This is a genomic window from Paenibacillus albicereus (genome assembly GCF_012676905.1).
Taxonomy (GTDB): Bacteria; Bacillota; Bacilli; order Paenibacillales; family Paenibacillaceae; genus Paenibacillus_O; species Paenibacillus_O albicereus.
Window position 1 is genome coordinate 1,854,695 of the sequence record NZ_CP051428.1, and the last position, 10,911, is coordinate 1,865,605.

At 66.6% G+C, this 10,911-nt stretch carries 8 protein-coding genes; all 8 read left to right on the forward strand.

All coding sequences use genetic code 11. The features are described from left to right. The first annotated feature begins 27 nt into the window (after positions 1-27). The 8 genes from HGI30_RS08005 (at position 28) to HGI30_RS08040 (ending at position 10,911) form a co-directional block, all read left to right on the forward strand. Complete coding sequence (locus HGI30_RS08005) at positions 28-894, forward strand: NAD-dependent epimerase/dehydratase family protein (protein ID WP_168907144.1); 867 nt, start codon at positions 28-30, stop codon at positions 892-894. Between the two features lie 234 nt (positions 895-1,128). Next, positions 1,129-2,022, forward strand: coding sequence for a class I SAM-dependent methyltransferase (locus tag HGI30_RS08010; RefSeq protein WP_168907145.1), 894 nt, complete (start codon positions 1,129-1,131; stop codon positions 2,020-2,022). A 191-nt stretch (positions 2,023-2,213) separates the two neighbouring features. Continuing rightward, positions 2,214-2,750 carry a hypothetical protein gene (locus HGI30_RS08015; RefSeq protein WP_168907146.1) on the forward strand — a complete coding sequence of 179 codons (537 nt, stop codon included), beginning with the start codon at positions 2,214-2,216 and terminating at the stop codon, positions 2,748-2,750. A gap of 176 nt (positions 2,751-2,926) precedes the next feature. Further along, on the forward strand, positions 2,927-4,051 hold the full coding sequence (locus tag HGI30_RS08020) for an ABC transporter ATP-binding protein (RefSeq protein ID WP_407945014.1): 1,125 nt from the start codon (positions 2,927-2,929) through the stop codon (positions 4,049-4,051). Next, positions 4,048-6,993, forward strand: a complete 2,946-nt coding sequence (locus tag HGI30_RS08025; RefSeq protein ID WP_168907147.1) for an extracellular solute-binding protein — start codon at positions 4,048-4,050, stop codon at positions 6,991-6,993. The genes HGI30_RS08020 and HGI30_RS08025 overlap by 4 nt, the downstream gene beginning before the upstream one ends. Then, the gene (locus HGI30_RS08030) at positions 6,990-7,979 is read left to right on the forward strand and encodes a carbohydrate ABC transporter permease (protein ID WP_168907148.1); all 990 of its coding nucleotides are present in this window, start codon (positions 6,990-6,992) and stop codon (positions 7,977-7,979) included. The genes HGI30_RS08025 and HGI30_RS08030 overlap by 4 nt, the downstream gene beginning before the upstream one ends. Beyond that, positions 7,980-8,873, forward strand: a complete 894-nt coding sequence (locus HGI30_RS08035) for a carbohydrate ABC transporter permease (RefSeq protein WP_235680363.1) — start codon at positions 7,980-7,982, stop codon at positions 8,871-8,873. It begins immediately after the preceding gene. Between the two features lie 25 nt (positions 8,874-8,898). Continuing rightward, a complete protein-coding gene (locus HGI30_RS08040) occupies positions 8,899-10,911 on the forward strand; it encodes a YIP1 family protein (protein ID WP_168907149.1) in 2,013 nt (670 codons plus the stop codon).

Below are 10,911 nucleotides of genomic sequence, written 5' to 3' on the forward strand. Positions count from 1 at the left end.
GGGCTGCTTGAAAAGGAGCGAACGGACATGAACACCATCGCGGTCACAGGCGGGAGCGGCAAGCTGGGCACGGAGGCCGTACGCCAGCTGCAGGAAGCGGGCTACGAGGTCTTCTCGCTCGACAGCCGTGTCTCGGAGCGGCTGCGCTGCCGCCAGCTGCAGGTGGACCTGGCCGATCTCGGCCAAGTCGCCAGCGCGCTGCGCGGCGCGGACGCCATTCTTCATCTGGCCGCCATACCCGCGCCGGTCGGGCATGCGCATAGCCATATTTTCACCAACAACGTCGTCGGCGGCTTCAATATCCTGGAGGCGGCGTCGCTGCTCGGCATCCGGCGCGTCGTGCTCGGCTCGAGCACGTCCTGCTACGGCTTCGCCTGGGCGGAGCGGCCGCTGGCGCCGTCCTACCTGCCGGTCGACGAGGAGCATCCGCATCTGGCGCAGGAGGGCTACGGCCTGTCCAAGACGCTGAACGAGCTGACGGCGGCGATGTTCAGCCGGCGCAGCGGGCTGGAGACGGTGTCGCTGCGCTTCTCGCTGATCGCCGCTCCGGACGAGTACCTGAAGCTGCGCGAGGCGCTGCGCCGGCCGGAGGCGTTCGCCAAGATTCTGTGGAGCTACGTCGACCTGCGCGACGCCGCTGCCGCCTGCGTGCTGGCGCTGGAGGCCGAGGGCATCGGCGGGGCGGACGTGCTGAACATCACCGGCGACGATACGCTGAGCGAGCGGGAGACGCCGGATTTGGTGAAGGCGTATGTTCCGGAGGTGGACTCGTTCAAGCGGGAGCTGTCCGGGGGCGAGCCGCTGTTCGACAACCGGCGGGCCAAGCAGGTGCTGGGATGGAAGCCTGAATTCAGCTGGAGGGACGGATTCCCGGACCTGCAGCCTCGGGGATGACGGGGAACGGCTGAAGCCGATGGGAGCGTGGAGCTCCCGTCGGCTTCTTTGATTTGGAACGACAAGCAAGGCCTATCATCCGGCAGGCTCGTCCTGCCCGAGCGGCTGACGCCGACGGAGAGGGAGGGGGGAGGCGAGGAGAAGCGGGAAGAGCGGTTGCATGCCGAACGAAAAACGACTATTATAGATATCAGATGTCTATAATAGTCGAATTTAAAGAGGAGATGGAAGAAGATGAATGAGCTCAACGATGCCGGCGTGTGGGAGCAGGCCTGGAGGGAAAGAGGCGAACGCGTCAGGGAGAAGCAGGCGAAGGCGGGCATCCTGCCGTCGCGGGCGTTCGACGACAAGGCGGACACGTTCAACGAGTCCTCCTTCAGCGAGGAGGGGCGAAGAAGGTCGCAGCGCATCCTCGGCTGGCTGGAAGGACAAGGCGTCGACTTCGCCGGGCTGTCCGTTCTCGATGTCGGAGCGGCTTCCGGCGTGTTCACGGTGCCGATGATCGAGCGCGGAGCCGTCGTCACGGCGGTGGAGTCGTCTCCGCCTCAGGTCCGCCTCCTCAAGGAGAACGCGGCGCGCGCCGGAGGCGCGGCGCTGCAGGTCGCCGCCGAGCCGTTCGAGGAGATCGACGTGCGGGAGCGGGGCTGGGAGGGCGCCTTCGACCTCGTCTTCGTCTCGATGTGCCCGGTCCTGCACGATTGGAGCGCGGTGGAGAAGATTCTGTCCTGCGCGAAGGAATACGCCTACATCAGCTTGCCCGCGAGCAACGGCGGGCATAGCTTGGCCGAGGAGATCTGGCCGCTCGTCACGGGCCAGCCTCTGCATGGCGGCCTGCATGCGGAGATGGGCTTCCTCCAGCATCTGCTCTACCTCAAGGGCTACGCCTACCATTCGCTCGTCACGCGGGAATCCAAGCTCGTCGAGATGACGAGGGAAGAAGCGATGACAGAAATGAAGACCTTGCTGAAATGGCGCGGCATCGCGGTGGACGAGGGCATGGAGCGGACGATCGCCGACCACCTGGAGCAGGCCTATCCGTCCGGGCCCGTATCGGTCCGGCAAGGCGGCCGCTTCGGCAAGGTGCTCGTGCAGCTGGGGGACGAGCGCATGCGGGAGCAGGCGCGATAGCCCGGGGCGGACATCGAGGGGGTCCCAAGTCACGCCAAGGCTCGAAAGGCCAAGTCCAGGGCCAGTCTTCCAAGCCGTTCCGCGAGCCTGACTCCGCCTCCTCCATCTGTACGGGGGAGGCGCATCCATGTTAAGCTTGCAGAAATATCCATTATTCTCAATGCCAGACGGCATGCGAGGAGGAATAGGCCTTGTCCCTTTTTCTAACGATCGGCGGCATGCTGCTGCTGCTTGTCGGCGCCATGGGCTTGATTTCCGGCGATTGGCTGCTGATCGCCGCCGGCCTGTTCGGCGGCTTGGTGCTGCTTGCCCTGTCGAGGATCATCGACCTGCTGGAGGACATCAGCCGCCAGCGGAGCGGCGCCCCGTTCGCGGCCGGCCAGCTGGCCAAGCTCATGCGCCGCTCGCCCGCCCGCTCGGTGGAGTCGGAGCTGTTCGACGTGCATCTCAACCCTCGCGGAGGGCGTGAATACCCGCTGCTCCACCTGGGCGGAGAGGCATACCTGAGGGCACGCGTGTTTTTGTCTTACCTCCGTCAGGACGGCGACCAGTATACGTTCGAGCTTCCCGGGCAGGAGCCGGTCACGCTTAGTCGGACTTCCGGCTACGCCGAGGGAGCCGACCTGTTCGAGTTTCAGGAGCAGGTGTTCGTCAAGTTGAGGGCGATCGGCATGAGGGCGGTCGTAGACGGGCAAAAAGTCAAGCTGGAAAGGGAACCGGTCCGTTGACCGGCCCGCTCGTATCTTCACGGCAGAAAGCCGCGATCCGCTCCTGCGGATCGCGGCTTTTTTCGATCGCCAAAATCCCCCTGCAAAAGCCAATCCCGCCTTATTCTTCCTCCCGCCGTCTTGCGTTACGATGACTGCAGAAGATCGACAGACCAGTCAAGCGCGAGGTGAAGCGAGTGGGAAGCATCATGTTCCATCATGTGTACAAGCAGTACAAAGGCGAGCCGCGTCCGGCCGTGGACGACTTTCACCTGACGATCGAGGAGGGCGAGTTCCTCGTCCTCGTCGGGCCGTCCGGCTGCGGCAAGTCGACGACGCTGCGCATGCTGGCCGGTCTCGAGGAGATCAGCCGCGGCGAGCTCTACCTCGACGGCAAGTTCATCAACTACCTCTCCCCCAAGGACCGGGACATCGCGATGGTGTTCCAGAACTACGCCCTCTATCCGAACCTCTCCGTCTTCGACAACATCGCGCTCGGCCTCAAGCTGCGCAAGACCGCCCGGCATGAGATCGACCTGCGCGTGAACCGCGTCGCCAAGATTCTGGAAATCTCCCATCTGCTCGAGCGCAAGCCGAGCCAGCTGTCCGGCGGCCAGAAGCAGCGCGTCGCCCTCGGCCGCGCGATCGCGCGGGAGCCGCAAGTGTTCCTCATGGACGAGCCGCTGTCCAACCTCGACGCCAAGCTGCGGGCGCAGACCCGCGCCGAGCTCATCAAGCTGCAGGCCGAGCTGAAGCGGACGACCGTCTACGTCACCCACGACCAGGTCGAGGCGATGACGATGGGCAGCCGCATCGTCGTCATGAAGGACGGCGTCATCCAGCAGGTCGCGACGCCTCGCCGCCTCTACGACGAGCCGGCCAACCGGTTCGTCGCCGGCTTCATCGGCTCGCCGCAGATGAACTTCATCTCCGGCGGCATCCACAGCGAGGACGGACGGCTGTACTTCGCCAACCGGCGCATGAAGCTGGAGCTGCCGCCGCAGGCGGCGCAGCGCCTCGGCGCCTCCAGCGGCAAGACGCTGCGCAGCGTCACGCTCGGCGTGCGGCCCGAGCATGTCCGGCTGGCCTCCGCCGCGAGCGCCGGGCAAGCAGGCTGGACGGGCGCGTCCGTGCAGATGACGGAGGAGACCGGAGCCGACAGCTACGTCTACCTGGCGGCGGGCGAGACGAGGCTCATTGCCCGGACCGATTCCGAAAGCGCATACATGCCGGAGGAGAACGTGGCGTTCGCCTTCCAGATGGACAAGACGCATCTGTTCGACGAAGCGACGGAGCGCTCGCTGCTGGGGGACGCGCCATGAAGCGGTCCCGCGTCGCCGTCCGGCTGCTGCTCGGTGCGGCCGTGCTCGCCGGAGCGGTCGCCGGCTTCTCCAGCGGCGAGCCGCAGCGCTTCGCGCAGACGGTGGAGGCGTCGGAGCTGCTCGGCCCGATGCCGCAGGGCGACGGGCAGCCGCTCCCTTACGCCCGGCTGATGATGAGCCATCCCGAGGCGGAGCGGGAGGCCGCCGGCTCGCCCTCGATCGCCCTCGATCCGCTCGCGTACACCGGCCAGGCTCCCGAGGCGAAGCTGAGCCGCGAGGACGGGCGCGACGGGCCGGCGCTGCTCTGGAGCAGCGAGGCGGGCTGGGCGGAGTGGACGTTCGAGGCGCCGCGCTCCGGGTGGTACGAGCTGCATCTGGACTACAAGCCGCTGCCCGGCGGCCGCTCCTCGGTCGTGCGCGGGGCGATGATCGACGGGGCCTATCCGTTCGCGGAGTCGCGGGCGCTCGAGCTCGAGCGGCAGTGGAGGGACGCCAAGTATCCGTACGACCGCAACGAGATCGGCATGCAGGTGCGGCCAGCCCAGACGGAGCTGACGGCATGGTCGGTCAAAGCCGCCAGCGATTATGCCGCCTCTCCGCGCCCGCTGCTGTACCGGCTGGAGCAGGGCAGGCATACGCTGCGCCTCGTCGGCGAACGCGAGCCGGTCGCGCTGCGGGGCATCTCCTTCGAGCCGCAGCAGGCGATTCCGTCCTATGCGGACTACGCCGCCGCCCAGCCGGCGTACGCGCCGGGCGACCCCTGGCACGAGGTGAAGGAAGCCGAGGCGTTCCGGCGCAAGTCGAGCCTCTCGATCCAGACCGACCACTGGGCGGAGCCGAACATTTCCCCCGATCCCAAGGGCCGCATCGCCTACAACGTGCTGGGCGGCAACCGCTGGCGGCTGCCGGGCGAATGGGTCGAGTGGCAGCTGGACGCTCCCGCCGACGGCTGGTACGAGCTGGACCTCAAGGCGTTCCAGAACTACCGGGCCGGCTTCAAGGCGTACCGCATGATCGAGCTCGACGGCCAGGTGCCGTTCCGCGAATGGCTGAGCCAGGAGATCGGCTTCCGCAAGGAGTTCGCGGTGACGCCCCTTGCCGGCAGCGACGGCAAGCCCTACCGGATCTACCTCCGCCAAGGCGCGCATACGCTGCGCCTGACCGCCGACTCCTCCCCGCTGCAGCCGGTCGTGCTGGCGCTGCGCGAGACGCTGGCCGAGCTGTCGGAGTTCGACCGCCGCATCCGCCTCCTGACGGGCAACTACAGCAAGAACGCCTCGGACGCCAACATCGACGCGCAGCGCACCTGGGACATGAGCAAGTACGATCCCGGAGCCAAAGGCAGGCTCGACGCCATCGCGCAGCGGCTGACGTCCATCCGCGACTATCTGAACGGAGTGAACGGCCGCGACTCCGACCTGTCGCAGGCGATCCTCTCGTCGCTCGCGATGCTGGACAAGATGCGGGCCGACGTCAACGAGATTCCGAGCCGGGTGAACGACTTCTCGACGATCCAGGCCAACATCGGGGCGTGGATGACGACGCTGACCCAGCAGCCGCTGCTGCTCGACTACCTCGTGCTGCGGACGCCGGACACGGACACCGGACTCAAGGCCGCGACGGCGCTCTCGCGGGTGCCGTACGCGCTCAAGGACTTCGGCCGCTCGTTCACGATGGAGTACGAGGTCGGAGGCAAGACCAAGGAGGGCGCGCTGACGATCTGGGTGCAGCGCGGGCGCGACTACGTCGACCTGCTGCGCGAGATGGTCGAGCAGGACTTCACGCCGCGCACGGGCATCCCGGTCAACATCAACCTCATGACCAGTCCGAACCAGCTCATCCTGGGGAACGCCGCCGGCGAGGTGCCGGACGTCGCGCTCGGGCTCGGCGAGGCGACTCCGGCCGATTATGCGATGAGGGATGCGGTGGAGGACCTGTCCGGCTATCCGGGCTTCGGCGACGTGATGAAGCGGTTCATCCCCGGCGCGGCGCGGGCGCTGAGCTACGAGGGCGGCATCTACGGCCTGCCGGAGGTGCAGAACTTCCAGCTGCTGTTCTACCGCACGGACATCCTGGAGCGGCTCGGCCTCGAGCCGCCGGACACATGGGAGGACGTGTTCGACCTGCTGCCGACGCTGCAGGAGAACGGCATGACGATGAGCGTGCCCAAGGGCGACTTCGCCACCTTCTTCCTGGAGAACGGAGCCGAGCCGTACGCGAGCGACGGCCTGCGGGCCGAGCTCGACAGCGAGCAGGGCCAGCGGGCGTTCCGCCAGTGGACCGAGATGTTCACGAAATACAACCTGCCGATCGACATCCCGGCGTTCTTCCAGCATTTCCGCGACGGCGACATCCCGATCGGGATCGCCGACTTCAATACCTACGTGCAGCTGCTCGTCGCCGCGCCGGACATCACCGGCCACTGGGCGACGGCGCCGCTGCCGGGCATCGCGCAAGAGAGCGGCGAGGTCGTCCGCTGGTCGCCGCAGGGGCTGTCGACCGCCGTCATCCTGCAGAAGAGCGGACGCAAGGACGCCGCCTGGCAGTTCCTGACGTGGTGGACGTCGGATGAGGTGCAGGCGCAATACGCGGCCGACATGGAATCGTTCTACGGCCTGGAGTATCGCTGGAACACGGCCAACGTGAACGCGATGCGGTCGCTGCCGTGGCCGGCCGCCGACCTGCGGTCGATCCGGGAGCAGGCCCGCTGGACCCGCAACCTGCCGAACGTGCCGGGCTATTACTTCCTCGGCCGGGAGATGGAGTTCGCGTGGAACCGGACCGTGTTCGACGGCATGCCGGCCAAGGAGTCGCTCGAGCAGGCGCAGCTGTCGCTGCAGCGCGAGATGGACCGCCGGCAGCGGGACTTCGGGATCGGCGGGCGCAGCCTGGACGTGCCGCAGGTCGATCGGCCATTCGAGTGGGGAGGGGACGGATCATGAGCATCGAGACGGGCCTCGCGCCCGGCCGCCGGGCCGGCGCGGCAAGCGGGAAGCGGCCGTCGCCGGTCCTGCAAAAATGGAAGCGCTTCTGGAGGGACATCCGCCGCGACGCGTTCTGCTATCTGTTCCTTGCCCCATTCCTCATCTGCTTCGCGATCTTCATCGTCATTCCGGTCGTGCTGGCGGCGACGCTCGGCTTCACCTCCTACGACGGGTTCGGCCGGCTGCACTTCATCGGCTTCGCCAATTACCTCGCGCTGTTCACCCAGGACATCGTCTTCCTGACGAAGGCTCTGCCCAATACGTTCCTGTTCGCGCTGCTCGTCGGTCCCGGAGGCTATGCGCTCTCGTTCCTGTTCGCCTGGCTCATCCACCAGCTGCCGCTGCGGGTGCGGGACTACTACACGCTCGTGTTCTACGCGCCGTCGATGGCGGGAGCGGTCGCCCTGTCGGTCGTCTGGATCGCGGCGTTCAGCGGCGACCGGGTCGGCTATGTCAACCACTTCCTGCTGACGATGGGCTGGATCGAGTCGCCGGTCGTCTGGCTGCAGGACCCGGACTCGCTGATGAAGATCATGATCCTCGTCTCGCTCTGGATGAGCTTCAGCGTCGGCTTCCTCGCCATGCTGGCCGGCTTGCAGACGGTCAACCGCGAGCTGTACGAGGCCGGGCGGATCGACGGCATCTCGAGCCGCCTGCAGGAGGTGTTCTACATCACGATCCCGTCGATGAAGCCGCAGATGCTGTTCAGCGCCGTCATGACGATCGTGTCCACGCTCAAGGCGGGCAGCATCTCGACGCAGCTGACCGGCATGGCGGTCACGCCCCAGTACGCCGGGCATCTCCTCATCAACCATGTCGACGACTACGCCTTCATCCGCTTCGAGCTCGGCTACGCCTCGGCGCTGTCCGTCATCCTGCTGCTGCTCAGCTACTTCGTCATGCGGTTCGCCTATCGCCTGTTCCACGAAAAGGAGGAGCTGTAAGTGAATCTCCGTCCGCAGCTTCGCCCGCTTGCGCGGCCGCTTCGCCGGCTCCGGTCCGCATCGCCGTTCCAGGTCGCCTTGATCGCGGCGTTCACCGCCCTGGCGGCGTTCATGTCGCTGCCGATCGTGTTCATCTTCAACCATGCGTTCAAGCCGCAGAACGAGCTGTTCCTGTTTCCGCCGCGCTTTTTCGTCCAGAATCCGACGTGGCGCAACTTCGAGGCGCTGTTCCTGCACGCCTCGAACGCGACGGTGCCGTTCACGCGCTACCTGTTCAACAGCATCGTCGTGCTCGGCCTGACGCTGACCTCCGTCATCGTCATCAGCACGATGGCCGCCTACGCGCTGGCCAAGCATCGGTTCCACTTCAAGGCGCTCATCCTGTCCCTCATCACGCTGTCGCTCATGTTCGCGCCGGAGACGGTGTCGATCCCGCGCTACCTGATCGTCAGCGGCCTCGGCCTGAACAACACCTACTTCGGCCACGTGCTGCCGGCGCTTGCGTCCCCGGTCGCGGTGTTCATGCTCGTCGGCTTCATCTCGCAGATTCCGGGCGACCTGCTCGAGGCGGCGCGGATCGACGGGGCCGGACATCTCGGCATCTTCGCCCGGATCGTGCTGCCGCTGTCCGCGCCGGCCGTGGCGACGATCTCGATCCTCACGTTCCAGGCGGCGTGGGGCGATGTGGAGACGTCGACGCTGTTCATGCAAAAGGAGGCGATGCGGACGCTCGCCTTTTACGTGAACAGCCTGCTCAGCGGGCTGCAGAACAACGTGGCCGGCCAGAACATGGCCGCAGCCGCCGGCCTGCTCCTCTTCCTCCCGAACCTCATCATCTTCCTGCTCTTCCAGCGCAAGGTGCTGGAGAGCATGGTCCACTCCGGGATCAAATGACTCCATCAGCAAAGGAAGTCGGACTATGACGAAATGGATGGCTTGCCTGCTCGCGTCCGTGCTGCTGCTCGCCGCCGCCTCGCCGGCCGCCGCCGCGCTTCCGTACCGGACGTTCTACTACGACGCCAACCAGTCGGACTGGTTCCGCATCCAGCCGGTCTATGAGCCGGCCGGGGCGTACTCGGCGCAGCTCGAGGAGCCGTCCGACCTGATGCCCGGCCCGGACGGCAGCATCTATGTCGCGGACAAAAAAGCCGACCGCGTCGTCGTGCTCGCCCCGGACGGAGCCGTCAGGAGGATCGTCGGCGAGGCGGACGGACCGGGCCGCCTCAGCTCGCCGGAGGGGCTGTTCGCCGCCGCAGACGGACGGCTGTACGTCGCCGACTCCGGCAATCAGCGGATCGCGGTGTTCGGACCGGACGGATCGTTCCAGCGGGAGTACCGCAAGCCGAAGTCGCCGCTGCTCGGCGCCGAGGCGTTCGTCCCCACGAAGCTCGCCGTCGATCGGCGCGGCGTCCTGTACATCGCGCTGAACTCCTCCTACCAAGGCCTCGTGCGGATCGATCCGCAGGGCGAGTTCATGGGGTACTTCGGCGCGAACAAGGCGGACACGTCGATGCTGAACTGGCTCAAGAAGCTTGTCCTGAACAAGGAGCAGCTGGCCAAGGAGAAGGCCGCGCTGCCGAAGCCGATCGCCAACATCGCGATCGACGGGGACGGCTTCCTTTATACGGCTACCGCGGGCGGCGAAGGCAAGGGCGCTCTGCGCAAGCTCAATGCGGGCGGCGTGGACGCCTTCAAGAACAAGACGCTCGTGAACGGCCACGGCATCGTGGACGCCGCGATCGACGGGGACGGCTTCCTGTACGCCGTCGACCTCGACTCGGGCTTCATCAGCGTCTACGACCGCTCCGCCGAAGCGCTCTTCGCCTTCGGCCGCGTGGACAAGGAGACGCAGCAGTACGGCATCGTCGGCTACCCGACGGCGATCGGCGTCGACGCGGACCGCGCGGTGTGGATCGCCGATGCCGCCACCGGCTCGGTGCACAAGTTCGTCCGCACGGCGTTCGGGCGCCAGGCGCTGACGGCGATGGCGCTCTACCAGGACGGCCGCTACGAGGAGAGCAAGCCGTACTGGGAGGACGTCTACGCGCGCAACGACATGTTCGGCGCCACCTTCCAGGGACTGGGCAAGGTTTACCTGCATGAGGGCGACGACGCCAAGGCGCTGTCGTTCATGCGGACGGCGTTCGATACGGACGGCTACTCCAAGGCGTTCTGGCAGCTGCGGCTGGAATGGCTGCAAAGCCGCTTCGTGCCGCTGCTCGGAGGGCTCGCCGCGCTGGCGCTGCTGCTGCGCTTCGGCGGCAGGCTCGTCCGTCGCCGTCTTCGCCGCCGCCCGCTGCCGGAGCGCGGATCGCGCCTCCTGGGCCATCTGCGTACCTACGGCACCGTCATGCTGCATCCGTACGAGGCGTTCTACCGGCTCAAGGAAGCGCGCGTGCCGGCATGGCTCACGGCGGCGCTGCTCGGCGCCGCGATCGCCGCCAAGACGGCGAACGTCTACGGGACCGGATTCCTGTTCGATCCGGTCGACCGCGCGGACATCAACCTCCTCCGGGAGCTCGGCCTGTTCCTCCTCCCGTGGGCGACCTGGGTCGTCGCCAACTATCTCGTCTGCAGCGTGCGGGACGGGGAGGGCCGGTTCCGGGAGGTCGTGCAGGGCAGCGTCTACGCGCTGGCGCCGTATGTGTTCCTGTCGGTCCCGAGGCTCGTCTTCTCCAACGTCGCCACGCTCGACGAGCAGGTGCTCGTCTCGTTTACCTCGGGGCTGATGCTGCTGTGGCTCGGCGTCCTGTTCTTCGTCATGACGCAGGTCATCCACAACTTCGACTTCGTGGAGACGATCCGGGGCTCGGCGGTGACCGTATTCGCGATCGGCACGATCTGGCTGTTCGGCTTCATCGTGTTCGGACTGAGCTACAACCTGCTGGACTTCATCCAGGAGCTGTACAAGGAGGCGAGCTTCCATCGTTAA